This window comes from Arthrobacter sp. TJ-217 (genome assembly GCF_058269255.1).
This window is the reverse complement of the sequence record NZ_JBZCNJ010000004.1, coordinates 377,030-402,403: the sequence shown is the minus strand read 5'-3', so window position 1 is coordinate 402,403 and position 25,374 is coordinate 377,030. Positions and strand designations below refer to the sequence as shown.

23 protein-coding genes are annotated in these 25,374 nt (G+C 62.1%); 9 read left to right on the top strand and 14 right to left on the bottom strand.

The features are described 5' to 3' along the window. Positions 1–1,034: 1,034 nt before the first annotated feature. Entirely contained in the window at positions 1,035–1,985 is a 951-nt protein-coding gene (locus AC4D2R_RS09905; RefSeq protein WP_490939759.1) for an NmrA/HSCARG family protein, read from the top strand. A gap of 87 nt (positions 1,986–2,072) precedes the next feature. Here AC4D2R_RS09905 and AC4D2R_RS09900 read toward each other — a convergent pair whose 3' ends face one another. Further along, the gene (locus AC4D2R_RS09900; RefSeq protein WP_490939757.1) at positions 2,073–2,579 is read right to left on the bottom strand and encodes a MarR family winged helix-turn-helix transcriptional regulator; all 507 of its coding nucleotides are present in this window, start codon (positions 2,577–2,579) and stop codon (positions 2,073–2,075) included. Between the two features lie 172 nt (positions 2,580–2,751). Here AC4D2R_RS09900 and AC4D2R_RS09895 point away from each other — a divergent pair, with 172 nt between their 5' ends. Then, positions 2,752–2,952 (top strand): DUF5996 family protein, encoded by a 201-nt coding sequence (locus AC4D2R_RS09895; protein ID WP_490939755.1) that lies wholly within the window; start codon positions 2,752–2,754, stop codon positions 2,950–2,952. A 705-nt stretch (positions 2,953–3,657) separates the two neighbouring features. On the opposite strand, the gene AC4D2R_RS09890 is transcribed toward AC4D2R_RS09895, so the two are convergent. The 4 genes from AC4D2R_RS09890 to AC4D2R_RS09875 are packed head-to-tail and all read right to left on the bottom strand — an operon-like array spanning position 3,658 to position 7,876. After that, entirely contained in the window at positions 3,658–4,752 is a 1,095-nt protein-coding gene (locus tag AC4D2R_RS09890; RefSeq protein ID WP_490939753.1) for a heme-dependent oxidative N-demethylase family protein, read from the bottom strand. 11 nt (positions 4,753–4,763) lie between these two features. Further along, positions 4,764–5,735 carry a PDR/VanB family oxidoreductase gene (locus AC4D2R_RS09885; protein WP_490939751.1) on the bottom strand — a complete coding sequence of 324 codons (972 nt, stop codon included), beginning with the start codon at positions 5,733–5,735 and terminating at the stop codon, positions 4,764–4,766. Beyond that, on the bottom strand, positions 5,732–6,337 hold the full coding sequence (locus AC4D2R_RS09880; RefSeq protein WP_490939749.1) for a dimethylamine monooxygenase subunit DmmA family protein: 606 nt from the start codon (positions 6,335–6,337) through the stop codon (positions 5,732–5,734). Before AC4D2R_RS09880 ends, AC4D2R_RS09885 begins: the two co-directional genes overlap by 4 nt. A gap of 12 nt (positions 6,338–6,349) precedes the next feature. Next, the gene (locus AC4D2R_RS09875; RefSeq protein WP_490939747.1) at positions 6,350–7,876 is read right to left on the bottom strand and encodes an APC family permease; all 1,527 of its coding nucleotides are present in this window, start codon (positions 7,874–7,876) and stop codon (positions 6,350–6,352) included. Positions 7,877–8,196: 320 nt separating this feature from the next. On the opposite strand from AC4D2R_RS09875, the gene AC4D2R_RS09870 reads away from it, so the two are divergent. From AC4D2R_RS09870 to AC4D2R_RS09855, 4 genes are all read left to right on the top strand, one after another. Continuing rightward, complete coding sequence (locus AC4D2R_RS09870; protein WP_490939745.1) at positions 8,197–8,958, top strand: FadR/GntR family transcriptional regulator; 762 nt, start codon at positions 8,197–8,199, stop codon at positions 8,956–8,958. Beyond that, complete coding sequence (locus AC4D2R_RS09865; protein ID WP_490939743.1) at positions 8,955–9,656, top strand: cache domain-containing protein; 702 nt, start codon at positions 8,955–8,957, stop codon at positions 9,654–9,656. The genes AC4D2R_RS09870 and AC4D2R_RS09865 overlap by 4 nt, the downstream gene beginning before the upstream one ends. A gap of 812 nt (positions 9,657–10,468) precedes the next feature. Next, entirely contained in the window at positions 10,469–11,158 is a 690-nt protein-coding gene (locus tag AC4D2R_RS09860; protein ID WP_490939741.1) for a Type 1 glutamine amidotransferase-like domain-containing protein, read from the top strand. A 930-nt stretch (positions 11,159–12,088) separates the two neighbouring features. Continuing rightward, positions 12,089–12,421, top strand: a complete 333-nt coding sequence (locus AC4D2R_RS09855; protein ID WP_490939739.1) for a hypothetical protein — start codon at positions 12,089–12,091, stop codon at positions 12,419–12,421. A 252-nt stretch (positions 12,422–12,673) separates the two neighbouring features. Here AC4D2R_RS09855 and AC4D2R_RS09850 read toward each other — a convergent pair whose 3' ends face one another. Beyond that, complete coding sequence (locus AC4D2R_RS09850; RefSeq protein ID WP_490939737.1) at positions 12,674–13,231, bottom strand: ArsR/SmtB family transcription factor; 558 nt, start codon at positions 13,229–13,231, stop codon at positions 12,674–12,676. A gap of 74 nt (positions 13,232–13,305) precedes the next feature. Here AC4D2R_RS09850 and AC4D2R_RS09845 point away from each other — a divergent pair, with 74 nt between their 5' ends. Then, complete coding sequence (locus AC4D2R_RS09845; protein ID WP_490939735.1) at positions 13,306–14,556, top strand: MFS transporter; 1,251 nt, start codon at positions 13,306–13,308, stop codon at positions 14,554–14,556. Positions 14,557–14,778: 222 nt separating this feature from the next. Here AC4D2R_RS09845 and AC4D2R_RS09840 read toward each other — a convergent pair whose 3' ends face one another. From AC4D2R_RS09840 to AC4D2R_RS09805, 8 genes are all read right to left on the bottom strand, one after another. Continuing rightward, on the bottom strand, positions 14,779–15,774 hold the full coding sequence (locus AC4D2R_RS09840) for an alpha/beta hydrolase family protein (protein ID WP_490939733.1): 996 nt from the start codon (positions 15,772–15,774) through the stop codon (positions 14,779–14,781). Positions 15,775–15,797: 23 nt separating this feature from the next. Continuing rightward, complete coding sequence (locus tag AC4D2R_RS09835; protein ID WP_490939731.1) at positions 15,798–16,157, bottom strand: hypothetical protein; 360 nt, start codon at positions 16,155–16,157, stop codon at positions 15,798–15,800. Then, positions 16,154–16,519, bottom strand: coding sequence for a TetR/AcrR family transcriptional regulator (locus AC4D2R_RS09830; RefSeq protein WP_490939729.1), 366 nt, complete (start codon positions 16,517–16,519; stop codon positions 16,154–16,156). The genes AC4D2R_RS09835 and AC4D2R_RS09830 overlap by 4 nt, the downstream gene beginning before the upstream one ends. 1,030 nt (positions 16,520–17,549) lie before the next feature. Continuing rightward, complete coding sequence (locus tag AC4D2R_RS09825) at positions 17,550–18,509, bottom strand: 2-hydroxyacid dehydrogenase (protein WP_490939727.1); 960 nt, start codon at positions 18,507–18,509, stop codon at positions 17,550–17,552. Then, positions 18,506–19,705 carry a pyridoxal phosphate-dependent aminotransferase gene (locus tag AC4D2R_RS09820; protein ID WP_490939835.1) on the bottom strand — a complete coding sequence of 400 codons (1,200 nt, stop codon included), beginning with the start codon at positions 19,703–19,705 and terminating at the stop codon, positions 18,506–18,508. The genes AC4D2R_RS09825 and AC4D2R_RS09820 overlap by 4 nt, the downstream gene beginning before the upstream one ends. Before the next feature lie 305 nt (positions 19,706–20,010). After that, a complete protein-coding gene (locus AC4D2R_RS09815) occupies positions 20,011–20,244 on the bottom strand; it encodes an MFS transporter (RefSeq protein ID WP_490939725.1) in 234 nt (77 codons plus the stop codon). A gap of 1 nt (position 20,245) precedes the next feature. Next, a complete protein-coding gene (locus AC4D2R_RS09810) occupies positions 20,246–21,496 on the bottom strand; it encodes a DUF418 domain-containing protein (protein ID WP_490939723.1) in 1,251 nt (416 codons plus the stop codon). 651 nt (positions 21,497–22,147) lie between these two features. Continuing rightward, positions 22,148–22,720 carry a TetR/AcrR family transcriptional regulator gene (locus AC4D2R_RS09805; RefSeq protein WP_490939721.1) on the bottom strand — a complete coding sequence of 191 codons (573 nt, stop codon included), beginning with the start codon at positions 22,718–22,720 and terminating at the stop codon, positions 22,148–22,150. 83 nt (positions 22,721–22,803) lie between these two features. Between AC4D2R_RS09805 and AC4D2R_RS09800 the strand changes: the two genes are divergently transcribed. After that, complete coding sequence (locus AC4D2R_RS09800; RefSeq protein WP_490939719.1) at positions 22,804–23,523, top strand: SDR family oxidoreductase; 720 nt, start codon at positions 22,804–22,806, stop codon at positions 23,521–23,523. Between the two features lie 574 nt (positions 23,524–24,097). Further along, entirely contained in the window at positions 24,098–25,153 is a 1,056-nt protein-coding gene (locus tag AC4D2R_RS09795) for a zinc-dependent alcohol dehydrogenase family protein (protein ID WP_490939717.1), read from the top strand. Positions 25,154–25,374: the final 221 nt, after the last annotated feature.

The window sequence follows — 25,374 nt, the reverse complement described above, 5'->3', positions numbered from 1 at the left end:
GGGGTGCGTCTGAAACTTCCTTCCGGGCCACGTCCGAAAACCTAGTGGTCAGGGCGGTGATGTCTCGGTCACGGGACCGAATAGAGGCGGCAATTGTCTCCGGGGATGCGGCGCTGACCATGCGGTAGGTCCAATCGAGCAGTATCCCGATTTCCTCGTTTACGGCCGGACATCATCGGGGGCGATGACCCTGGCACTTTACGTGGAGGACACCGCTGCCGGTAGCTTTCCTCGAAGTCGTTTCGTGCATCGGCTACCTCCTCCGGGGACGCCCCGGGATTCTGCAGGGCCGCGGTGTAGACCTGGGCTGAGATTTCGAACATCTGGGCGTCAGTGAGCGCAGCGGAATACGTTTCCAGCCGCTGGGTGCGCAGGAAATCCTCGCGGGCCGCCTGACCAGCCAGCTGGGCGGTGGTGACGGCAGCTCCGAGAGCGAACAGGTGCCACCTACCGCGGTGCCGGCTCACTAACCCACACGACTATGACCATTCATCCCCCGCTCGATCACTGCGGAGGGCATGTCCTCTAGCTGTAAGTTCTCACCGCTCATCCTCTTAAAATGAAGCCCTGCTGGTGGGAACGTCTTCAAAGTCATCTACCGCGACCGGCCGGAGCACGACGCTTACCTGGCCTCCCGAGCCCAGAGGCTAACCCTCAAGCAAAACGATTGACCGCGGTAGCTAGCAGTAAAGCGGCGATTGCTTCAAGCGTCACGGCCGCCTTCAGATACCGCGCTTTGTCTGCATTTTTATCGCGAGTCTTGGCGATTATATCGACGAGCACCTCGCTGCCTCAGGCGTGCTCACCGGTTCACCCTATTCCTAGGACAGGGGCACCTGGTCGGAGTCCTGGCACACCTGCCCGCGGCGGACCGTGGAGCTATTCCGATACACCAGCAACATGGCCCGCCAGGTTCGTTCCGGCGACCCTGGATGCGCGATGAGGGTCCGGAATAGAACGTCCGCCATTGTGGTTGACACGTCAAGTAGTTAGCAGGATCAGCACCTCAACAATCTAGTGATGGGTAGCGAATTATGAATGAACAGAAAATCATTGCAGTGGCCGGAGCGACCGGGTCCCAGGGAGGTGGCGTCGTCCGCGCCCTTCTGGCCGACCCGCAGAAGCGCTTCGCGGTTCGTGCCCTGACCCGTGACACCGGTTCTGCATCAGCGGAAGCCCTGCGCCAGCTTGGCGCGGATGTTGTCCGGGCGGACTTCGAGGATGAGCAGAGCGTCGTTGCAGCGCTGAACGGTGCATACGGGGCGTTCCTGGTAACCAACTTCTGGGCGCACGGTTCCGCACGCCGGGAACTTGACGAGACGGCCGTCCTCGCCCGTGCAGCCGCAGCGGCCGAGTTGGCGCATGTCGTCTGGTCAACCCTCGAGGACACCCGCAAACTGCTTCCCCTCGAGGATCCGCGCATGCCGGTGCTGCAGGATCATTACAACGTGCCGCACTTCGATGCCAAGGGCGAGGGAAACGCTCTCTTCGCCGACGCCGGAGTGCCGACCACGTACCTGAACACCACCTTCTACTTCCAGAACTTCATCGAGGCTCTGGCGCCCCGCCGGGGTGACGACGGCGTCCTCACGCTATCGCTTCCCCTCGAAGAAGGCCGGCTCCTTTCGGGGGTTGACGTTGCGGATATCGGCCGCGCTGCGTTCTCTATCTTCGCCGCCGACGGGGAGTACATCGGTAAGACCCTCAGCCTCGCAGGGGATCACCTCACCGGCGCCGAGTACGCCGGCCAGCTCGCCGAAGCCTTCGGCGAACCCGTCCGTTTCCAATCGGTGACCTACGATGCTTTCCGGGAACTCGGCTTCCCCGGGGCAGAGGAAATGGGCAACATGTTCCAGTACTACGGGGACTTCGACACCGAGTTCACCGGCGCCCGAGACCTGGAATGGCTTCGCCGGTTCATTCCTGGCCTAAAGGACTTCCGCACCTGGGCGGCAGAGAACGCGCAGGCGCTGAAGGTGGCATAGCCACCCGGCGCAGACAGTGATTAAGGGGGCATCACCAAGCCGGGTGATGCCCCCTTTACGGTGCCGTGAGTGTTCCTGGATTCCAAGTCACCTCAGGGACGCAAGGTGCGCTGCGAGGCTGCGCATTGCGTCTTCGAGGAGGCTCAGCTGCTCGGCACTAAGAGGGGTGACAAATATCTCGCGTATTGCGTGTAGATGCGGAGACGATGCTTTTCTGTAAAGATGCGCACCCTCCGCAGTCAACAAAATTTCAGCCCCACGGTGATCATCAGCCGCGGCCTGCCGACTGATCAGGCCGCGCCGCTCCATACGGCCAAGATGATGAGAGAGCCGGCTTCTTTCCCAACTGATGGTTTCCGCAAGCTGTGACGAACGCATGCCGTGCCCGGGCTGGTCGTGCAGTGCGACCATGACCGCGTAATCACCTGGCGACAGACCCGACTCCTCCTGAAGGCGCAGTGCGACCAACTGCTTCGCAGCCTCCGATGTCTCAATGAACGCCCGCCAAGCACGCAGTTCATCTGCCGTCGGAGAGCGACGACCGCTCTCAGCGGCCAAACCTTCGGGAACGCGGTCTGAGAATACTTCTGACATGTCAACTATCCTAGTCCCTGGGGTGACATAGCGGCTGCTTGACCATCGGGTACATTCTTCGATCGTCACTTCATCCGGTGTCTATGCGCGCGGTAAGGCGACACAGCGCCAGCCCTGCCCGGCAGCTGCGGATCCTCCGACCGCTCTGCCCCAACCGTTTCATCGTGATTTTGTGGACTTGGTCGTTGGTTCATGTCATCCCGATCCGGAGGGTTGCCGGGAGGCACCCATTGGCGTTGAAGGGGCGTTCTACAGCGAGGAATTCCGCCAGTTCCTGCTGCCCTACGGGGCCGTGCGGACCGCGGCGGACCCCAATGTCACCCTGCTCGGGTTCCTGCGCGCCACCCGCGGTGACCACCGCATCATGGGATGAGGAACTCTTCGTCGACCCGCACCGACTCGACAGGTATACCCAATAGGACAAGCGCGGATGGAGACTGCCGCTGTGGGCCGCTCCCGGCGTTTCTCAATCAGCCGTCCCCTGCATATGGCACCTCCGCGACGCAGGACGCGCGTCGGTCGCACCACGGTCGAATCCCGGCCGCTACGGCTGGCACGGGCTGGTGAGGCTGAGACGAAGGGTTTCTTATGAGCTCCCGCTAGGAGAGCGAACCGCGGTCACGAATCGCTCCGCCCGTGCCGGGAGCACGTTCGATGACGTGCGTCCCATGCGGATGAACCGTCAGTACCGATCACTCAGGGGTGGGAAGCTCCGGCCTGCTCCACGGCGGACCGAGGCGACTCCCATGAGGTGGCACTGTGAGTGAGACTTCGGTGCCAAGTTCAATTTGGGCCCATGCAGTAAGAGTTGCGGGTTCCACATTCATTTCGCTGCTCTTTTCGTCTCTTGCCACGACGTCGTGGACCGGGTTTATCGAAGGCGAGGGATTGGTGCTGAAGTCGATTACTTACGGTGCGCGTGCTCCGGGTCGGGCCGGCGGCGTGATGAATGCCGATCCACGGCTGGGGGTGTGCGCCAGCATGCATTCCCTCCGCCGGCCTGGTGCAGCACGCGGTTGGCAATGGCTGCGAGGGGTATCCTTCTGTGCCCATTGTCGAGGGTTTTTTCGGGTGTCGGTCAGTGGTCGTTGGGCTGTATTCCATCGGGGGCCCAGGGGTAGCCCGTTGCCAGGGGTGCACCGTCGTCGTGGCCCGAAAGCCATTCGACGGCAGCGTGGTGGTAGCGGTGAAAGCCTTTGTAATCGACAAGTTCGGGGTCCAGGGAAGCGAGGGCGCGGTGAATTCGTTTGGCCCAGTTGGGGGCATACTCCACCAGTTCAGCGAGGCTGACGAGGTAGGTGCGGACGGGAAACACGATGGCGTTGGAGCGGGGCAGCCGGTGAAGTGGCTGCAGTTCGATGCGCAAATACACTTTTTCTCCTGCGTTTTCGCTGGTGACTGTCGTCCGGTCCGGCGCCCATTCCGGGAGTGTTTCCACTGAAGTCTCGAGTCGCGGGTTGACGGTGAGGGACCAGTTGACCCGCCGGACGGGGTGGCCGGGCTTCATGCGGAGCAGGAACTTCAGAGCCCTGTCCAAGATGCCCATTTCGTGCAGCTTCGGTACCGGGCCGTGGAATTCAAAGAAGCTCATGCCGAGGTTGAACTTCAGTGAGTAATCGGCCCGCTGGGTGGTCATGCCCGCACCAATGACGAGCGTATTGTCCTTTTCCTCGAGAACGACGAATTCGCCCTGTGCTTGTCGGGTAGCGTACTTCATCGGGTCCATCGGCAAGGTGGCCGGGTCCCCGAACGTGAATGTATCGTCGATTCCGAGGAGCCGGTTCTGCCACCGCCACTCGTTTCCGTTTTTTGTAAGAGTGAAGTGTTCGGGGAAATCTCTGTTGTAGGACTCGAAGATGAGCTCGAGCAGATCCCATTGCGCTTCCATCATGTGCGGCAGTGCAAGGTAGTGGACGTCTGGCATGTCCCGCAGCATCTGGGCGCGGTGGGCGCACTCGGACACGTAGTGTTCATCAATATCGAACGCGGCCCGCAGAGCACCGTCTCCTGCCGGAACGTGTGGTTCCAGGTTCATGGAGTACATGTAATCGTCGTCCGGGAACGGGAAGGGCAGCCGTCGGACGCCCTCCGGCGAGTTCCGGAACTGGTAGTCACCTTCAGGGGTGTATGTTTCGTTGGCCTTGAATGCGGTGGATTCAGATCGTTTAGTCACGTGATTTTTCCTCAGGCGTTGATAACGAGTTTTGTGCAGGTGGCCCGCGATACGCAGGGCATGATGGTCTTGCAGGTTGCCCGGTCCGATTCGGACAGCCAGTCGTCGCGGTGATCGATGGTGCCGTCAAGTTCCAGGACTTCGGTCTCGCACTCCCCGCAGGCGCCTCCCCTGCAGAGGTAGGGGAGTTTGTGGCCCGCCTCCTCGACTGCTTCCAGCAGCGACTGCTCGGGAGAGACCTCAATAACTGCTCCGGAGCGTGCGAGGGTCACGGAGAAGGGATCGCCTGTGGATCCCAGGTCCTCGAACCTTTCGAAGTGGATGTTCGCGTCTGACCAGCCAAGGGTGTGGGCGGACTGGACTACGGCATCGATCATTCGCGTGGGCCCGCAAACGTAGGCGTGCGTACCGAGTGGCCGTCCTGCCAGGATGTCCATGGTGTCGAGCCGGGATTGGCTGTCATGGCCGTACAAAGTGACTCGCTCGCCGTAGCGCTCCTGAAGCTCATGGCCGAGCCCAGCATGCTCCGGGCCACGGACGGCCAGGTGCAGTTCGAACGAGCTTCCCTTGAGGCTTAGTTCTTCGAGCTGGGCAAAGACTGGGGTGATGCCCACGCCCCCTGCGATGAAGAGGTGGTGCCGTGCGTGTTTTGACACCGGGAAAAGGTTCGCGGGAATTCCTGCGAGGAGAATATCGCCCTCGCGGACGTTGGTGTGCATGGTCACCGAACCGCGCTTGCCGTCGTCAACCCTGCGGACAGCTATCTGGTACTCGCTTGTGTCGTAAGGCGAACTCATCAGTGAGTACGCGTTGCGCCTGGTGTCTCCATCGGCGGGGATCAGGACCGTGATGTGGCTGCCGCCTGAAAAAGGAGGGAGCCAGGACCCGTCGGCGGCGCAGAAGGTGTATCGGCTGATTTCCGGGGTCACTGGTTCGATCCGTTTGACCCGGAGCCGCAGGGCTCCGTGCTGGGACTCACTCATGTATCCAACTCCTCGTTCTCCGGCAGTTCACCGGGTACTTCGCTGTCTGCTTTCACTGCTTGGAAGGCTGCCAGCCTTCCGGAGTAGTGGTCGCGAACGATCAAATTCAGTTCGCAGCCGGGGCATCGAAACACCCGCCGGGCTACATTTTCGGAGTAGTGGCCGCAGTGCGCGCACCACACGCGCCGCACGAAGGAACCCGCATGCTCGCGCAGCACTTCGTCCCGGTTCATGCCGTATGAGGTGGCCACCTGCATCGAGGTCCCGATGAATCCCTCCGAGCCGGAGAGGTACAGCCGGGTCCCCATCTTTGCCGCAGCAAGGACGGCGTCGAGTCCGGTGACGGCTTCGGCGTTGCTTGGAAATACGAAGAGATCGTGCACCTGATATCCCTTGATGTCCGCCAGATAGTTCCGGCCGGTGAAGGACTCGATTGAATACAGAACAGTTGTTGCGGCGAGCTGTTCCGGGTTCATTTCTCCGAGCAGGCGCAGCAGTGGCTCTCCTCCGCTGCCCTGTGCGGCAGCGACGTGGTTGAGGCCGCTCGCCATGGGAGTCAGCTTGTCGTACACGGGACGGCTCTTGATTCCGGTGATCAGCATGGGTCTTGCCTCCTATCCTTGAACGCGGTCGACGGGGCGGTTGCCGGCCGGGGCCGGAACGGCGTCGGCCGCGGGAGCGTCACCCTTGAGGTGCGGCTTCTTCCACGCCATGTAGATCAGGCCGATTCCGACGACGGTGACGGCGGAAATCAGTACGACGTGGTTGGCGAACCAGCCGTCTTCCGGCGTCCGGGGCCAGGCCATGTTGACCATGCCGAGGACGCCCCAGACGAGGGCGGCGATGTTGACCGGGATGCCCCACACACCGAGTTGGAAGACTCCGTTGGGCTTCCAGCCGAGCAGGCGTGCCCGGAGCGAGGCAAGGACCACCATCTGGAAACCCATGTACATGCCCATGGCAGCGAAGGAGATGATCACGGTCAGGGCGTCGCTGGAGACCTTGGATCCGATGACGATAAGGGCCGGCACCAGCCCCGCCAGGAGCAGGGCGTATGGGGGTACGTGCCGTTTTTCACTGAAGGTGCTCAGGAGCTTGCTGGCCGGGAGGATGCCGTCGCGGGCCATGGAATAGGCCAGGCGTGAGGTGGCGGCCTGAAGGCTCAGCACGCACGAGAGGAAGGAGACGAGCACGATGGCGAGAACCACCTTGAAGCCGACAGGGCCGAAAGCCGAGAGGAGGACATTGCCCACCGGGTCCGTGTCGGCGCCGGAGATCACGGCGGCGAAGTCGGGAACCGCGAGGATCAGGGACAGGCAGACGAACATCGCTGCGAAGCCGCCGATGTAGATGGTCATCCTCATGGCCTTGGGGATGGTGCGGCCGGGGTTGGGGACCTCTTCCGCGACATCGCCGCAGGCTTCGAAACCGTAGTACTGGAAGATGCCGATCAGCCCGGCGGCGGCGAAGGCTACGAAATAGCTGCTGCCTTCCCCTGCGCCGAATGACTGGAAAAGGACGCCGAGGTCGTGCTGCCGGGCGGCGATCAGCAGCCACGTTCCCACTACCAGCGCGCCGCCGAGTTCTGCCAGGAGGCCGATCATCGCAACAGTGTTCAGCACCTTGGTTCCACCAAGGTTCAGGACTGTAGCAAGTGCTATGACCACGAGACCGCACAGGATCGTGGCTTCCACGCTGCTTTCCATGCCGACCAGGGTGCTCAGGAACGGACCTGCACCATAGGCGACGCTGGCGATGGTGGTCAGGAGTGCGACGAGGTAGACCCAGCCGTTCATCCACCCCCATTTTCGTCCCCAGAGCCTGCGCGACCAGGGATAAACGCCTCCGGCTACCGGGTATGCCGCCACAACCTCACCGAAGACTGTGGCGACCAGGAGCTGGCCGACACCGACGATGACGAGGGACCAGAACATCGGAGGCCCCGCAATACCAAGGGACGCTGCGAAGAGGGAGTAGATGGCCACTACCGGCGACAGGTAGGTAAACCCCAACGAGACGTTGCCCCAGAACGTCATCTCCCGCTCAAACTGCTTTTCGTACGAATAGCCAAGGCTCGCGAGGTGCCGGGCGTCTTCGTCGCCGTCGATCTCTTTCACCGGCTCCGCGATCTCTCCACGCATGGGACTCCTTCGAATGGGCCCTCGGGTTGAGTGTGATTAGGGCCACGTTCGTAAAACCCTACTTCCAAAGGTTTGGAAGGGCAATACCGGGTCCAGAATCGCTGCAAGTAGTTGAAAACTCGACCAAGCGCCCGTACGACCCGGTCTGTAAGTTATGTTTCCATTGGATTGCGCGCTTGAATGAACTAGACTCGGAGCCAGAGCAGGTCAGGACGGAGTGCTTTCCAGATGCGGGGCACGACGGATGGGCCTGGCCGCGGGACCGTCCTTCGGCGCCGGTTTAGAATTTGAGCTGGTCCCTATACGCATGGAGTCGCCTCTTGGCATCGAATACCGCATTTCAAGCTCAGGTCTATCGCTCCTTGCCTGAGACGGAGCGCTCTGAAGCGATTGTCAATCGTATTTCCAAAGCTATTGCACTGGGCCTGCTGAAGGTTGGCGAGCAGCTTCCACCTGAGACGGCTCTTTCGGAAATGTTCGGTGTAGCGCCGTCTACTCTCCGTGAAGCACTGGCGGACCTCCGGGATCAGGGGATTGTCACCACGCGTCGGGGACGCCACGGCGGAACATTCATCGTCAAGCAGCCCTTCACCTCGGCCGATGTTCTGAAGAAATGGTTCCAGGACACTTCAATCGCCGAGATTCGGGACGTCGGGGATGAGCATGCCGCTATTGCCGCTGCGACTGTGCGGCTGGCCTGCGAGCGGGCCGAGCCCCATGAAGTAAGCAGGCTCCTCGAACTTGCAACCTCCCTCGTCATGTCGGACAAACCGGAATTACGCGCACGCGCGGACAGCAGGTTCCATATCGAACTGGCGGTCCTGGCCCAATCTCCGAGGCTGATGAACGCAGAGATCAGGCTGCAGGCGGAAACAGTTCAGGCTTTGTGGGCGCCCGTAGCGTTGACCCGCGATCCTGAACGGGTGGCAGCAGAGCATCTCGCCTTGGCCCGCGCCATAGCGAACGACGCACCCGAAGACGCACAGCGGTTAGTGTTGCAGCACATCCGGCACGACGTCCACCACCTCGTGGACGCCAAATTGTCCCTCGGATACCCGACTTATCAGCAGGAGCGCCCATGACGACTTCTACCCCTGCGCTTCAGGCCGCGGCCGAAATCGCTGCATGGGTGAACGCTCTCGGTGTCGATGTTAACCACTTCGCGGCTCGGACGGCAACGCTGTGGTCGGGCCGCCGAAGTCCCCTCAGGATCTCCCCAAGCGACATCGCCAAGCTGGAGAGCTTGGCGAAGGAATTCCTTGAGACACACAGCTTCGTGGTGGGAGCGGGAGTCATTTTCTCCACCGAGGCCCTCAAGACCAGCGAAGGCGGCCTCGAGTGGTGGATTCAACGTCAGGACAGCGTCCAGAAGCTCGAATTCGATCTGACACCAGGAGGGGAGCGGTTCTACGACTACCAGAACATGCCGTTCTTCGCCGCCGCTGGCCGCACAGGCGAACAGACCGTGTGGGGACCATATGTCGATTACCTGGGACTGGATGAATATATCCTCACCCACTCTGCCCCCATCCAACTCGATGGAAAGTTCGCAGGCGTGGCCGGCTGCGACATACGAATCCGCCAGCTCGAAGAGATTCTCATGCCCGCACTGCGGGCCATTCCTGGAGACGCCGCGCTGCTCAATGCAAGCGGCCGCGTGGTCGTCGGGAACTCAGGTGCCTATCTGGTCGGTGAGAGAATACGCTTCACTCCAAGTGACAAAATGGTGGTTCCGATCGATGTGCCCCATCTGGGATTCTCACTGCTCAGCTGCCGCTAGCTCGACCAGGTCGGACTACTGGCCACACTGGTCCTCCACGCCAGCGCCCAGGACCCACCCCGACTCAGAAGTCCTGTCAGGGGATTCGCAACGCCACTCCGCCACCTCGGCGTTCCGGTCCTCGACCAGTTTTCTGCTGGGCAGTGAGCATGGCCAGTCGAGGCGGAAAAACAGCATGGCGCGCGGCATGTGGCTGCCGACAACACCGGCATAGTGCCCTAGGCCCAGGCCAATGAAAGTCCTACTGAATTCTCGATGCTGGCGGACCTGTTGCATCTGATCGGCCGCCAACAAGGGGCGCCGGTGCCGGTGCCGCAGCTGCGCATTCCCCTCGGGAATGCCTTGACGGTCGAGCGACGGTCTGGTCGCTGGCAGGTCCGACAGGCCTTGGTCACATCGTCGGTTTAACAGGCCACGGCTGTAAACGATTGGGTGGGTGGCCACGGTGGCGGATAGGGCGCTTATTCGGCGGTTGCATCTGACCAAGGGCGAATCGATGAGGTCGCCAGCGGCGCAGCTGGGTGTTTCTCATACACGCACAAACGGACTCGTGCCCTCGACACGACCGGAAGATGCGGCAGAATAACCAGCAGCATCAACGTGGCTCACTTTCAATCCGCGAAACGGCTCACTTTTCGACCAGCGCTGACAAAGGATGATCCTCCAGCGGGAACACGCCATCGCGGCGGGGAGAGCGGCCGATCATGGGTGTCTGGTTGATCCGGGAGAGGGATGAGAATGGCTTTATCGCCGTGTCCACCTTTGGACGGTGAACCACGAGGACCGTGTGCTCGGAGGGGAAGGAATCGACGATGAGGCTACTGCTGACATCTGGAGGCGTCACCAATGCGTCGATTCGCGGGATGCTGGTGGAGATGCTCGGCAAGCCGATCGAGGACTGCAAGGCCTTATTCATTCCGACCGCCCAATGGAGACATCCCATGTGCTCACCGCAGACGGTGTGGATGACACTGGCCGGCCCCGGGCCCGGCCGGCAGGGTTTGCCCGAGCTGGGCTGGAAGTCGGTGGGCGTTTTGGAGTTGACGGCGTTGCCAAGCATCGCAAAAAGCCGCTGGCTGCCCTGGGTGCTGGAAGCAGATGTTCTCCTGGTGGATGGGGGAGAGGCAATTTACCTCGCGCATTGGATGCGGCAATCGGGTCTGGCAGATCTGCTGCCGTCCCTCACGGACACCGTCTGGGTCGGTGTGAGCGCTGGGAGCATGGTGATGACTCCGCGAATCGGCGCGCAATTTCTGGACTGGAACCCCCGCGGGGGCGACGAAGCGCTCGGCGTGGTGGAGTTTTCGATCTTCCCTCACCTGGATTATCCGGGGTGGTCCGCGAACACGTCCGAGAGCGCGCGTCGGTGGGCCATGGATATTCGTGGACCGGCCTATGCGATCGACGACCAAACGGTGATCTCCGTCGTGGATGGCACCGTGAAAATCATCTCCGAAGGGCACTGGCTACAGTTCAATTCCGAAAGCGAGCAGAAGCGCTGAGCATCATGTGCTGACCTGAAGCGCGGTGTGCACAGGGTCCAGACCCTGGGTCGCGGACTGGGCCGTACCGGTGCCGGACTGGTTCGGATTCGGGATGTTTTCGGGGGAGCGGCGGAATTCCAGGGCCTGGAGTCCGGTTTGAGTCCACTTCGGGCACATGTTTCCCCTAGTCAGGGGCTCGTTTGCTCTCTGGCTGTGGACAATCCGGCGCAGTGTGCGGTCCGGGGTGCCGGATCTCGTGGCTGGGTCGGAGTTTTCTGGGGCTGGGGTGCCTCCTTTATGTCGCGGAGCCCGGTTTGGGCTTCCTACTACTTCATGGGGGAGCGGCCGGTTAGCGGTATGACTGTGGTGAGAGTTTTTGACCTGCGGCTCGGAAGGAACATCGGGCCCCATAAGGATCGTGACCTCGACCGAGCCTGCCGTCGCCGTCAGCGCTCCCGTGGTTGTGGCCGGGTTCGTCATCGAGGGGGCGCCTTCCTCGAGGTTCATCTTGTGCCCCAGGCATACAGGCACTTCACGGTCCGACTACGGCGCCAACGCGAACGAGCTCGATGCAGTTTCTGTACAACGCAGGACAGAGCAACCGGTCATGCCCGCGATCGTACCCCTGAATTTAGATAGGGAGTCTTGCATTCGACCAGGGTTGAGGAGCGCGCGCATGTGGAGTCCTCAGCGGGCGCTCTTGCTGGCGGGTCTAACGCGGCAGCGGGGTGTTTCTCGCGGGGGTGATGGTGAATCGTCCTTAGCTCAGCGACGAATAGAGGTGCACGGTTCGGGCCTATATCGATGCTGTGGATTCCGGGGCGGGCTCGGTGACCCGGGCGTAGGATCGGGTGCAGCCGACACGGCCGTCGGGTATGGGTTTCCGGTGCTGCCCCACGTCGAAGCCGCAGCACAGCTTAGGGGAGGTATACCGTGGTTGGTCGAAGAATGAGGCCCGCGGCATGGCAGACGGCTGCCGGTGCGGCGGCGATCATCGCCGGTGTGCTGGTCTTTCTGCCCGGCATCGACCGGTACAACACCGCGACCTATGGGACAGCGGGCGGGGATTTGTCGCAGGCCTTGGTCCTGCTGGGTGCAGCGGCCGTCCTGCTCGTGCCTGGGGGAGCGCTGCTGGTCATGGGATCGATCCGCCGCCGTGCTGAGATGAACCACCCACGCACCTACGCAAACAAGCATGAGGACCATAGCGTCCGGTCGGAGGACCGGCCGACGAACCCGAATGACACCTCTCTGTGCGGGTATCAGGAAGGGACCTGGTAGTCCGGCGCCGGGTGAAATTGCGTTTAGCGCCGACCGTCTCTGGCGATATGTGAGCCAATGGTTGAGCTCAGAGAGCATCGAATCGTTGGTTGTCTGCGCGGTGAGGACCACTGTCAGTACCCGCGCCTGTCGATGGCGAGCGGTTCACGGTCACGGCATTCCGAGTAGAGGAGTGGGTGCGCGAGAGGATCCTTCACCGCCACACCTTGAGCCGGATAGTTCCGCGGTTTCGTCCTTGAGGGGATCGACAGCCTAGTCCGGTGTCCGGTGAAGGACGAAGATCCCACCGTATGCGGGCCGGTCGGATCGTTGCTTGTCGCTGTCGGTGTATTCGCTCAGCACGGCGTGGACCCGGGTGATGAGGTCCTCGGCGTCCTCTGCGGAGAGGTGCAGGACAAAGCGCGAGAGGCTCGTGAGTGCGTCCGGCCCCGCTTCGGTCAGTTCTTCCCGGAACGCCTCGACCGGTGCCAGGGGCCCGTCCGGACCGGCGTCACCCAGGGCGGTATCCAGATTCCAGGACCGCCCCGTGGATCGGTACGGCTTTTCAAGTGCGCCGCTGCTTCCGGTGCGGACCTCGGCTGGTTCGAGGAACCCGGTCGAGAGCAGTTGCCGGACGTGATAGAGCATTGTTCCAGGATCCTGGCCCAGTCGGTCGGCAAGCTGCTTGTTGGTCAGTTCGTGACGCCCGCACAGGCGCAGGATTCTCAGGCGCAGCGGATGGGCCAGCGCCTTGATTTCCCGGGCCGTTGCGGCCGGCTTCCTTATGCGGTTCGCCTGCCCGTCCGTTTCTGCCGGTGCTGTGTCGGTCATGGGCCCATCCTACAATCCGATGTACTGGAATCTATCACCTTGAACTTTATCAATCGGTGTGGAATGGTCCATGCATGAGTTCTCATGCAGCGCAGGCGGACAAGACGGGGCGGGCGCCGCTGGGCGCCTCCTACTGGAAGCTGTGGACATCCTCGGGGCTGTCCAACCTCGCCGACGGAGTCTTCAAGATCGCGCTGCCGCTGCTGGCCATCCAGCTCACCCAGTCGCCTGTCCTGATTGCCGGGCTCAGTGTCGCAGCGACACTTCCCTGGCTTCTGTTCACCCTGACCGCCGGAGCGCTGGCCGACCGGCTGGACCGGCGCAGGCTCATGGTGTGGGCCAACCTTGGCCGCGCCTTGGTCCCGGCCCTGCTGGTGGGCGCCATTTTGCTCGATGGGGGGTCCCTCTGGGCCCTTTACGTTGTCGCGCTGATGGTGGGTGTGGCCGAAACGCTCTATGACACCTCCGCCCAGTCGATCATGCCCCAGGTGGTGCACAGGGATCAGCTCTCGCGCGCCAACGGCCGGCTCTACGGGGTCGAGCTCATCGCCAACCAGTTCATTGGGCCACCACTGGGCGGGCTGCTGGTGGCACTCGGCGTCGTTGCCGGTTTCGCCGTGCCGGCGGCACTGTGGCTTGTGGCCGCCGGTGGCCTGCTCCTGATCCGGGGATCTTTCCGCACAGATCGTGAGCAAAGGACGACACTGCGGTTCGACATCGGCGAAGGGCTGCGGTTCCTTCTGAACCACAGGATCCTTCGCACCCTCGCGGTGATGACCGGAGTGTTCAACTTCGCCTCCAGCGCCGCCTTCGCTGTCCTGGTGCTGTTCGCCGTCGGCCCGGCTTCACCGATGGGGCTGTCCACAACGGGCTTCGGCCTGCTCTTGACCACCTCGGCCCTGGGCGCGTTCGCCGGCTCGTTCATCGCCGAACGGGTGGAGGCCAGGCTCGGCAGGTCGGCATCGCTGACGCTGACAATCTTTGGGGTCGCCTTGTTCGTCGGTGCGCCCGCCATCACGGACAACCCCTATGTCCTTGGACCAGTCTTCTTCGTAGGAGGCATGCTGATCGTGCTGTGGAACGTCATCACCGTGTCCCTGCGCCAACGCATCACGCCCAACCGCCTGCTCGGGAGAGTCAACAGCGCCTACCGCCTGCTGGCCTGGGGCACCATGCCGCTCGGAGCTGCCGCCGCCGGCCTGCTGGCCCAGTGGCTTGGCCTGCAGGCCATGTTCGCCATTATGGGAATGCTGACCCTGGCACTGCTGGGATTGATGCCCACCCTCACGAACAAGGCAATCATCGCCGCTGACCTCCAGGCATAAGCCGTCACGGACCTTTCCCGACCGCCCTCTGGAATGTCGGCTTTCCGAAGTCCACTACGGAGCCCACCCGTAGGCGACCGGAAATTTGCACCTCATACGTGCGTTAGGTGGTCGCGGGGGAGTGTTGCGTCAAGTACACCTGATGCAACATCGGGGCAGGCTCACGCTACTTTGCGTAGGTGTGCCGGTGGTGCGACTATCGGACCGGGAGCAGCGCTGGGGTCAGACGGAGAGGACTGTGCGGTCGAATGTCTTCCCAAGCCAGGTGAGAATGCCCTCCATGCTCTCGGGGTCCAGTGGCGATCCGGCTTCGTTGTATCCGCTCAATGGTGAGGCGGTGACGTCGGCTTGGTCACGGGTGTCTCTTTTGAATACGTGATTCGCGTTTGGTGGGAATGCGAAGGTCACATTTGGCATGGACGCGGCGGCTTCCTGGAGCGGTTCACCGTCCGCATGGACATCGACCTGGATGTCGTGCCCGCCGATGAGAACCAGCGTGGGAATCCGTACCCTGCTCAAAGGGCCGCATGCTGACTCGACCAACAGCTCGCGCGCGAAGGGCAGGTTTACCGGGGCCTCGAAGCCGCCGAGGAGCGTCTTGATGCTGCCCGGCAAAGCGGGGTCGGGATTCATCGGCTCTCCGGAAGCGTAGCGCGCGGCAGCTTCCTCGATCATGGGAAGGAACTCGTCGTTGCCGGGGATCTGGGCGAGTTGATGAGCCAGTTGAGATAGCAGGACTCGTCCTATCGGGCGGCCTGGGGGCGCGGCGAGCACAAGCCCGGCGAAGGGGACTAGCTGGGTGCCGGTGGCGTAACGGAGTACGTGGAGCGTCCCCTCGCTATGGCCCAGCCCGACGATGCGTGAGGAATCGATCATGTCCAGCCCGGTTAGCACCTGAACGGCCGCGACCAGTTCATCCAGGTGAGACTGCATGCTGATCTTCCCGAGAAGCTTCGTGACGTTTTCCACTGCATGGGGACCGGAGGCCCGCTTGTCGTAGCGCAGAGAGGCAATGCCTGCCTGGGCGAGTGCCTCCGCGATGAGCCGCCCGCTGCCATGGCTGCCGGGAACCATCGGTGAACACCAATCCCGGTCAGTTGGCCCGGACCCTGCCACCAAAATCACCGCCGGAAACGGCCCGTCACCGTCAGGCCGGACGACCGTTCCCTCCATGGTGATGCCATCGAGCTGCCACGACACATCAAAAGAATCCGTCACCCGCTCAGTCCCACAACCACCAATCACCGGGCCGCCGCCGCGTTGATGAGGTCCACAACCACCCGCGGATTCTCAACGCTGAGGAAGAGGCGCTGAAAGCGAGGAGATGTTGTTTGGATAACGATGGCGGTTCTCCCGCCGGCGACGTTCCAGTAGTGTCGCTGGCCGTCCTTACGCCAGGTGCCGACCCATTTACGGCCGGGTATACCCAAGCCAGGGCTACGCACTCCCTTGTATTCCTCTGTGATTCCCGGGTCATGTGTCGCTCCACGTACCTGATCGAAGGGCACTTCGATACGCCGAACGAAGCCCCAGACCTTATCGAGTCCCCGTGGTTCTACTACAAGGACCTTGCGGATGTCGTCGATTGAGACCTTATTCATGAGGTTCCTCCGTTCAGGCCGGCTCGCACCAGCAATCGCGTTCCAAGCTCCAGGGCCGCGTCATCGCCCCACGCCCCGGTGGTCTGGGCGCAGAGAGCACGTACTTCTTTGTCTCGTGCCGCCAGTTCTACCAGTGCAACCAGCAAGAGTCCGCACTGGCCCTCGACATCAGCCATGGATGTACGCAGGCACTCGACAAAAATGCCGCGCTTGCTGCCAAAGGCCGCGTACAAACTCGCTCGATGCACACCAGTGGCCTGCACCAGCCGATCCATTGAACAGCCCTCATATCCCTCGGCGGCGAACAACCTCGCCGCCGCGGCAATGGCGGACCCGATATCAAACTCTCGCGGGCGTCCCATGGTTAAAGAATAACCGTTCAAGAACGACCGGTCAAGAACTGCCGGTTGAAGATATCTGGAACGGGGTCGTGTCACGGGAATCACGGGGTCCTGGCCCCTACTTCTCACCTACCGAGCAGGAGGGGAGCTGTCTGGCGTACACGTCTACAGCGGGCGCCGTGTCTACTCCAGCTACTTCCGTGATTCCGACGATGACTCGTCCGCGTCGCGGGGATCTCCTCAACAAGGCCTACCTGAACCAGGGGGAGGGCAGGTATGGATGGCTTGGCGGTTTCATGCCCGCTCGGTCGACCGCGCCGCCGTGGTGAAAAGCACCCAACGTCCGGTTCCTGCGCTACCGGGTGAAGTTCCACCTCGAAGAGTGAGGCTGCAGGACACAGAAACGACAGAGGGGCCGTCCGGCGCGGACGGCCCCTCTTGTGCAGATCTCGGGCGGCTTCGCGGTCCCGGTGCTAAGCGTGGATGTTCTCGTTGGCGGCCAGCAGGCACGCGGTGTTCGCCAGGCGCTCCCACTGCTCGCGGTTCTCGTCCTGGCTAAGGGAGGCCATGTTGTCCTCGGTGTCGTAGTCACGCCGTCGATGATGAGCTCGTAGTCGTTGTCCGGGCTCAGGACGTGCTGGGTGTTCGAGTAGTGCTTGATCTCGCTGTGCACGGCGAAGCGGATCATTCCGGCATAGTGCTTGCGGCGCACCTCGCCGAGGTTCGGCAGCTCATATTCACGCCTGAACTGGTCGCACGGCAGAGCAGTGCCCGCATCCCGTAGGACCAACGAAACCACTCAATTATCGGATCCTCAGGCGCTGGCCGAGCGGAGTGACAACTCCCGGTGGCCTTGCCCGCCTCGCCGGAGTGGAGCCATGAATGCAAAGCCCGGCCGGTCAAGTCATCGGTTGCCAAATCGACCTACCGACGTTCGGCGAAGTGGTCCCACATGTCGGCAGGTGCACAGTCATGACTCCTACCTGTCATAGGTAGGTGGTCGGCGATTTCGAGGACGATGACGGCATCTTCTCGTCCAGGGGGTCTTTCGCTAGTTGATGGGCGTGAAGGGCTTTTGCTCGCTCAGCACGGCGATGGCGTTATTGGCGGCGAGTATGGCCATCGCCGTTCGTGTTTCGATGGTGGCTGAACCGAGGTGAGGCACGAGTACCACGTTGTCCAGCTTGAGTAGTCCGGGATGAACAGCTGGTTCGTGTTCGAAGACGTCGAGGCCTGCCCCTGCAATGTGTCCTTCCTGCAGGGCGGCGACGAGAGCTGCTTCGTCAACGATCGGCCCGCGCGCGGTATTAATGAGGTAAGCCGAATCCCTCATTTCTGTCAGTTGATCGGCCCCGATGAGATGGTGGGTAGCCGGCCCATAGGGACAGTGAAGGGAGACGATGTCGGAGGTCGCCAGCAACTCATCGAACCCGACTCGTCGGGCGCCCAGTTCGGCACCGACTTCGGAGGTGATTGCACTGCGTGATTGGTAGAAAATGTCCATGCCGAAGGCTTTGGCCCGGCGTGCGGTCGCCTGACCAATACCGCCCATGCCGATGATGCCGAGGGTTTTCCCTTGCAGGCCGCTGCCGAGCAGGAAGAACATACCCCATTTCCAGTCCTGACCGGAGCGGAGGAGCCGTTCGCCCTCGCCTAGCCGGCGGGTTGCAGAGAGGATCAGGCCAAGCGCAATGTCGGCAGTGGCTTCCGTGAGGACGCCGGGGGTGTTGGTCGCTATAACTCCTCGACCGGTGCAGGCGGGCACATCGATATTGTCGTAGCCCACGGCGACGTTCGCAACGACCTTGAGTTGCGGTCCAGCGGCGTCGAGAAGCTCTGCGTCGATGCGTTCAGTAAGCAGACTCACCACGGCGTCAGCCCCCACCACCCGAATCAGGAGTTCTTCCCGGCTAATTGACTCAGAGGCCGTCCATGCATCAACTTCATGCTCAACCCGCAGCTTTTCGAGTGCGACTTCGGGTATGTGACCCGTGACGACGATCCGACTCATGCGGTCCCGATCCATGTGCGCAGGCGGCCGAGACCGTCCCTGATGTCAGCGACGTCGATGCCCGAGTACGCCAACCGGATGTATTGCCGGTCCTCCCCGCGTTGACGGCGACCGAAGTGCTCCCGTGTACAGAAGGAAACACCTGTCGAATGCAGGGCTGCGGAAGCGAACTCGCCCACTGCAGCGTACCCCATGCGCTCCATGACGTCGGTGACGTCAGGGAAGAGGTAGAACGTCGACTGCGGAACGGCAACGTGCATGCCGGGAATGCCATTCACAAGTTCACACGTGGTATCCCGACGCTGACGCAAGATATCGAGCAACTGCTGTACCGGTTCCTGGGTGCCGCGGAGCGCCTCGATGCCGGCCCACTGCACGTAGTGCGTCGTGCACGATTCATCGTTGGTGTTGAGGGTGCTGAGGATTCCGGCAATTTCGATCGGGGCGACGGCGCAGCCCAAACGGGATCCGGTCATGGCGAATTTCTTGCTGAAGGTATAGAGGATGACGGTACGCTCCAGCATGCCGGGGAGCGACGCGATCGAGCTCGAAACACCCTCGTAGCGCGTCTCGAAGTACGCCTCATCGGAAAGCACCCAAAGGTCGTGCTCCTGAGCGAGGCGCGCGATTGCCTCCCGCTCAGAATCCGAGGATTCAGCTGAGATGGGGTTCTGCAGGTCGTTGTAGATGATGGCCACGGTGTTTGGGGTGATCGATGCTCTGACCTGGTCGAGATCGATGGCGAAGCCCTCACTCGTGGGCAGGTACCGGTACGGCGTCGCTGTGCCTCCCAGATACTCGATCTGGGATTCATAAATTGGGAAACCGGGGTTCGGGTAGAGCACTTCCTGACCCGGGTTCATGACGGCCTGCAGGAACTTGGTGATGACAGGTTTGCCGCCGGTCATCACCACGACGTTGTCAGGGGAGAACTTGATACCCCGACGAGCACCGACATCATCGGCGAGGGCCTCGCGCAGCTGTGGAATGCCGGGGCCCGGGCAATAGCCTGTGTAACCGTCTTTGATAGCCCGATTCATCGCTTCCACGATATGGGGAGCCGTCGGGATGTTGATGTCACCGAGGTGGAAGGGATACACGGTGTTCCCCTCAGCCTTCCAGAGAGCCGCGGCCTGGGCGACGCTGAAGGCAGTTTCGGTGCCTAGACGGTCGAGCCGGTGCGCGAGTTGCTGCATGCTGTTCAACTCCTCATCGATAGTTTGTCAGATCTTTGCGGTCATCGTTGGTGCTGTGTGTTTGAAGATACTCCTCCGAAGTTGCTGGAGAGGGGGGAGGCGCCGTGATCGGTACGGTCGTCAGCATTTGCTGTGGTCGGCAGCTCGCCTTAAGACGAACGAATGGGCGTCCCGGAGAGGTTTGGTGGTCCTGACCGGGGCGGTGTCCGAGCGCCATGTGGTGCCCCCGGATTATTACCGCAGCAGGCAATCGGCGCCGGACCGGGGGTCCGACGCCGATTTTATTGGTCCTTGGCAGCGCGTCGTTAGTGGGCATACCCGGCGGCTGCTTCGGTGAGGGTTTTGCCCTTGGTTTCCGGTGCGAGCCACTGGGACAGGTCGGCACCGGCAACGGCGACTGCGGCGGCGATCAGCACGGTGGGACCGGCCCCGAGCCTCTCAATCGACATGGGCAGCAGGAAGGTGCCGATACTTGCTCCGACCCAGCTGACGGCGGCTGCGAAACCTGTTCCAATTCCTCGGATCTCGGTGGGGAGCACCTCACCCCTTGTAGGTGAGTTTGCGCAGTGCCAGCTCGGCTGGTCCGTGCAGGCCGCGGCGCTCCATGGCAACGGCGAGGACAACGGTGGCCGCCCAGACCGCGACGGCGTAGGCGAGGACGGACCAGCTGGAGAGCTGGGCGCCGAGGCCTAGTCCCCAAGCAGCGAGTACCGGACCCCATGCGAGGGATTGGACGAGGTATCCGCTCATGGAGCGCCGGCCAAGGGCGGAGACCCAGCGGACGGGGCCGCTGGCTGGTGCGGACCTCCGGGACACGCGGTGCGCGATGAGGCCGAACAGTGCGGCGTAGCCGATGCCGGTGAAGGTTCCTGCAAAGAGGCTGATGTGTAGGACGACGGCGTCGGGGGCGATATCGATGACGCCGGTGTGCTGAAGCGCCAGGGCGGCGCCCGTCGCCCAGCCGGCGGCGATGCCTCCTACGGCCAGCCGCCGCAGGAGCACAAGGTGTTCACCGGGGTTGTCCAGGATCCGATGCCGTGAGGCAAGCACGCCCATAAGGAACGCCGCCGGCAGCGAAACGCCCGCAAGGCTGCCAATCAGGACGGCGATCCAGGCGGGGAACCGTTCGAGCACCGAGATCAGGTAGTTCGGTTCAGCGATGCTGAGAAGCTGCACGTCTTGGGGATTGGTTGCTGGCTGCCCGGTGGTGACCGTGGACGCCAGCGCGCCCACGAGCCCCAAGACGGCGGTGAGTGCCAGCAGCACGCCGATCCAGATCTTCAAGGTGCGGTCCGTTCGGTTGAAGAACAGCGGAACCATGATCAGCCCGATCAGGCCGTACGACCCGATGATGTCTCCTTGCCACAGCAGGGCCGCGTGCACGGCGCCGAAGGCTATCATCCACCAGTGGCGCCGGCGCAGGAGGCGCCTGGCATCGGCGGGGCTGGTGCCTTTGGCGGTCTGGCGGGCATACATCTGCCCGATCCCGTAGGCGAACAGAAATCCGAACATGGTGTAGACGCGGGCATCGACCGCCATCAGGGTGAACCCCTGGGCGAGGCGATCCGCCAGGTTACCGATGACGGGGTGGATGCCTATGGTCCCGATGGGCGCGGTGTAGAGGAAGTAGGGGGCGTGTGCCAGGGCGATGAGCAGCAGCATGACGCCACGTGCGAGGTCGGGCGCCAGAGACCTTTCCTTTAGCGGAGTGGGGCGCACCGTGACCAGCGTTTGATGCCCCTGCTCCTCACCTCCGGAATCCCGTGCAGTCTGATCGAACCGATTCGTCATGTTAGTTCCTTCATATGGGATTTATTGATGGGCACCGGTCGACTCGCCAGTCCCTCGAGCAACCAGTGGTTTCGCGTCGGAGCACGCGGCCGATGCTTCCCAACGCGGCCGCAATTCCAAGCGGAATGCTTGGCCGGAGAGGTAGCGGGATGGGAGGTGCGTAAGCGTCGAAGCGTTCCGTCAGAGGAGGCACCGCCAGTACCGGTTGCAATAACTGCGGGACATTCAGGCGGACGCCAACGACCAGGACGGTCAGCGCCACGACTCCACTCCACTGGGGGAGGCCGTGTGGGGGAAGCTTGTGGCGTCCACCACGCGTGCACGAATTCGAGTAGAAACCATGTTCTTACCACCGAGTCAAACTTCAGATGCTTCGGCGTTGCCGGCAGGCCTGCCGCGGGCGACAATTACTGCCGGCACGCCACCCGAGCACCGGCATCACAGGGTGGAGGGGCCCAGGATGCGGGTCCGGCCCTCGCCCCGAGGCGCGCTGCACAGGATCCTTCTCCAATGGGCTTTCTCACGCCCACGGGGACAACAGGATCCACTCAGCCGGTTGCACACCGCCTCATCACCAACATGTGAAGCTCAGCACGGGTGTGCAACCTCGTGAACCGACGGCTGCGGAGCGGCGCCGCTCCAATACCTGTCTTAGGCGTGCTCTTGTTTGTGTTCAGCGGCAGGGAGGGCGCTGAGTCCCATGTCGGCGATTGCGAGCAGTTCGGTGGTGGTTCCTCCATCGCGCGCGCGTGCTGCCATGCCGTTGTGAACAGCCATGATGTAGTTGGCAATTTGCTCGGGGTCAGACCCTTCGGGGACTTCGCCCTCGTCGATGCCTTGGGCGACGCGCTCCGCGATGCGACGCCGGAGTACTTCCCTGTGCTCAGCCAGGCGGGGTTCGAGCGCGAGGAAACAGCCCGGAGGTGTGTCTTGGCTGGTGTGGGAGAAGGCGCTGAGGTGAAGCATCTCGGTGAGGCTTTCGCGGAGCGTCGGCAAGGACAAAGCTTTTTCGGACTGCCGACGCACGCCGGCGAAGTACCAGGCCGCGGCAGCCTCAAAGAGTTGATCCTTGTCGCCGAACGCGGCGTAGAGGCTTGGCGGGGTGATGCCGATGGCTTCGGTCAGTTTCGCCACGGTCGTTCCCTCGTACCCATTCCGCCAGAAGTGCTCCATCGCGACAATCAGCGCCGCATCACGGTCGAATGTTCTCGGTCTGCCTGCCATAGAGCCATTATATAGTGGCCGCTAGGAAATGTGCTACGTTCTGTATGGATTTACTAGCGCCCACTACAGAAAGAAGTGTTTCCATGCAGATCAAGGGTTCAACAGTGCTCATCACGGGCGCCAATAGGGGGATCGGCGCCGAGTTCGTCCGTCAGCTCAAGGCCCGCGGAGCGGGCAAAATTTACGCGACCGCCCGCGATACAGACTCCATCCAGCTCCATGGTGGAGTCGAGGGTGTCGAAGTTCTCGAGCTGGATATCACCGACGACGATCAGATCAAGGCAGTGGCCGCACTGGCGGTCGATATCGACCTGTTGATCAATAACGCAGGCGTGGCGTCGGGGGCCGATCTCCTGGCCGGGGACCTCGAAGTGATCCGGCGGGAGTTTGAGATCAACTTCTTCGGCGCCCTGAAAATGACACGGGCCTTCGCTCCGGTTCTCGGAGCCAACGGTGGAGGCGCCGTGCTTAACGTATTGTCAGCGGCCGCGTGGTTCAGCGCTCCGGGAGCAACGTCCTACGCGGCGTCGAAAGCTGCTGCGTGGAGCCTGACCGATGCCACGCGTGTTCAGTTGGCCGCGCAAGGCACCGAGGTACTCGGTCTGCATATGGCCCTGGTCGACACTGACATGACAGCCGGGATCGATGTGCCAAAGGCCCACCCCGCCGATGTTGTCGCCGCAGCTCTGGATGGCATCGAGCAGTCCAAAACAGAGGTACTCGCCGACCCGATCACGGTCGGGCTTAAGTCCGGTCTCCACCTTGATCCCGCCGCACGGTACGGAACCCGGCCCAACCCCTAATCCCGGCTCTGACTGCACTGAAACGGTGACCGTGGAACTCATCCGGCATACGATTCCGACGGTGAAAGCGCCCTCAGAGAGTTCCGAGCAGGACCCTCGCCGGTCTGAAGTTCCGGGCCCGCCCGAAACTCGGGGAACCCCAGAGTAGAAGTGAGAGCCTTCAACACATCGGTTGCGTCTACTGAATCGCACGTATTGAAGGCTCTCACCGCTCAGTGGACGGTCGGTGTGCCGATGTCGCTTTTGCCGGTGGCTATCTGCAAAGGCGCATCCTGCAGGGTGATGCGAAGGAGTGCATACCGCTATGTGGCTGGGATGGGCCCGCGGCAGCAAGCGGGGAGTGGTGCGTTTGAGCATCCTTGGGTTCTTGCGGTGATTGCAACGAGGAGCTTGGAGTCGCGGAATCTGGACAGGTAGGGCAGGCCCAGTAATTCGTGCTGCGGTACTCGAACGACCACTGCGCCCGGCGTGGCCCCAATTACTGGGGTATACGCTAGGCGCAACTCCTGAAAACGGGAAAGCCGCCGAACGCTGCTCTCAAGCGAGAGCGCCTCGGTCGATCGAGGGAATATCGATGAAAGCGCTTGTTTACCACGGTCCGGGGCAGAAGGCTTGGGAAGATGTACCCGATCCCAGGATTCAGAAACCCACCGACGTCATCGTCAAGATCGAAACCACAACCATCTGTGGCACCGACCTGCACATCCTCAAAGGCGACGTGCCAGCAGTCGAACCCGGCCGCATCCTCGGACACGAGGGCGTCGGCACAATCACTGAGATCGGCTCCGCGGTTACCGGCCTCGCAATCGGCGACCGCGTCATCATCTCCTGCATCTCAGCGTGCGGGCATTGCGACTATTGCAAGCAGGGAGTGTTCTCGCATTGTCTCGGTGATGAGGGTACTTCGGGGATCGGATGGATTCTTGGGCATCTCATCGATGGAACCCAGGCCGACTTCGTGCGTGTCCCGTACGCAGAAACGTCCGTCTATAAGATTCCGGCCAGTGTCAGTCCGCAGGAAGGAACGTTGCTTTCCGACATCCTGCCCACCGGCCACGAAATCGGGGTGCGGTACGGAGCAGTCAAGCCAGGCGATGTCGTCGCAGTGATCGGTGCCGGTCCTGTTGGGCTCGCCGCCATCACCACCGCGCAGCTCTACGGTCCAGCACGAACGATCGCCATCGACATCGACCGGAACCGGGTGGAGCAGGCGAAATTGTTCGGCGCCACGGACGGCATCGTGTCGACGGATGCTGACTGGAGAGATCAGGTGATGGCACTTACTGACGGACTTGGAGTCGACGTCGCCATCGAAGCTGTGGGCATACCGGAAACCTTCGCCATGGTCGTGGATATTGTCAGGCCCGCCGGCCACGTCGCCAACGCGGGAGTTCACGGCCGAGGTGTGGACCTGCCGCTGGACAAGCTCTGGATCTCGAACATCACCATCACCACGGGTCTGGTGAACACCAACACCACGGGGACCCTGCTCAAGCTCGTTGCGCAAAGGAAGTTGCCGGTCGAGCAGTTCGTGAGTCACACGTTCGATCTCAATGACATCGAGACGGCCTACGACACCTTTTCCCGCGCCGCCGAAACAAACGCGCTCAAGGTCATGCTCAACGCCTGAGCAGATTTCGGGTATACGCCTGGGCCTTTCACCTCAATCTGAACGCGGACAGGGGTGAGAGGCGCAGCGGGCCGTTACCGCAAGGAGACAGGTCTCTTGCGTTCCGCAGCGCACAAACGCCCGTCCTTCCGTGGAGAAGGACGGGCGCTCCGGTTGAGTGACGAAGAACTATCCAGTGCCGGAAAGTGCCTTGATTTCCCCGGCGGAGAGTTCCAGTTCCG

Coding starts and splice junctions, on each gene's coding strand:
- AC4D2R_RS09885 (WP_490939751.1), bottom strand. CDS start 5,735: ATGAGTGAGTCCCAGCACGGAGCCCTGCGGCTCCGGGTCAAACGGATC.
- AC4D2R_RS09795 (WP_490939717.1), top strand. CDS start 24,098: ATGAAAGCGCTTGTTTACCACGGTCCGGGGCAGAAGGCTTGGGAAGAT.
- AC4D2R_RS09900 (WP_490939757.1), bottom strand. CDS start 2,579: ATGTCAGAAGTATTCTCAGACCGCGTTCCCGAAGGTTTGGCCGCTGAG.
- AC4D2R_RS09855 (WP_490939739.1), top strand. CDS start 12,089: ATGAGGCCCGCGGCATGGCAGACGGCTGCCGGTGCGGCGGCGATCATC.
- AC4D2R_RS09825 (WP_490939727.1), bottom strand. CDS start 18,509: ATGAGTCGGATCGTCGTCACGGGTCACATACCCGAAGTCGCACTCGAA.
- AC4D2R_RS09830 (WP_490939729.1), bottom strand. CDS start 16,519: ATGGGACGCCCGCGAGAGTTTGATATCGGGTCCGCCATTGCCGCGGCG.
- AC4D2R_RS09875 (WP_490939747.1), bottom strand. CDS start 7,876: ATGCGTGGAGAGATCGCGGAGCCGGTGAAAGAGATCGACGGCGACGAA.
- AC4D2R_RS09805 (WP_490939721.1), bottom strand. CDS start 22,720: ATGGCAGGCAGACCGAGAACATTCGACCGTGATGCGGCGCTGATTGTC.
- AC4D2R_RS09865 (WP_490939743.1), top strand. CDS start 8,955: ATGACGACTTCTACCCCTGCGCTTCAGGCCGCGGCCGAAATCGCTGCA.
- AC4D2R_RS09905 (WP_490939759.1), top strand. CDS start 1,035: ATGAATGAACAGAAAATCATTGCAGTGGCCGGAGCGACCGGGTCCCAG.
- AC4D2R_RS09800 (WP_490939719.1), top strand. CDS start 22,804: ATGCAGATCAAGGGTTCAACAGTGCTCATCACGGGCGCCAATAGGGGG.
- AC4D2R_RS09845 (WP_490939735.1), top strand. CDS start 13,306: ATGAGTTCTCATGCAGCGCAGGCGGACAAGACGGGGCGGGCGCCGCTG.
- AC4D2R_RS09860 (WP_490939741.1), top strand. CDS start 10,469: ATGAGGCTACTGCTGACATCTGGAGGCGTCACCAATGCGTCGATTCGC.
- AC4D2R_RS09810 (WP_490939723.1), bottom strand. CDS start 21,496: ATGACGAATCGGTTCGATCAGACTGCACGGGATTCCGGAGGTGAGGAG.
- AC4D2R_RS09820 (WP_490939835.1), bottom strand. CDS start 19,705: ATGCAGCAACTCGCGCACCGGCTCGACCGTCTAGGCACCGAAACTGCC.
- AC4D2R_RS09880 (WP_490939749.1), bottom strand. CDS start 6,337: ATGCTGATCACCGGAATCAAGAGCCGTCCCGTGTACGACAAGCTGACT.
- AC4D2R_RS09850 (WP_490939737.1), bottom strand. CDS start 13,231: ATGACCGACACAGCACCGGCAGAAACGGACGGGCAGGCGAACCGCATA.
- AC4D2R_RS09835 (WP_490939731.1), bottom strand. CDS start 16,157: ATGAATAAGGTCTCAATCGACGACATCCGCAAGGTCCTTGTAGTAGAA.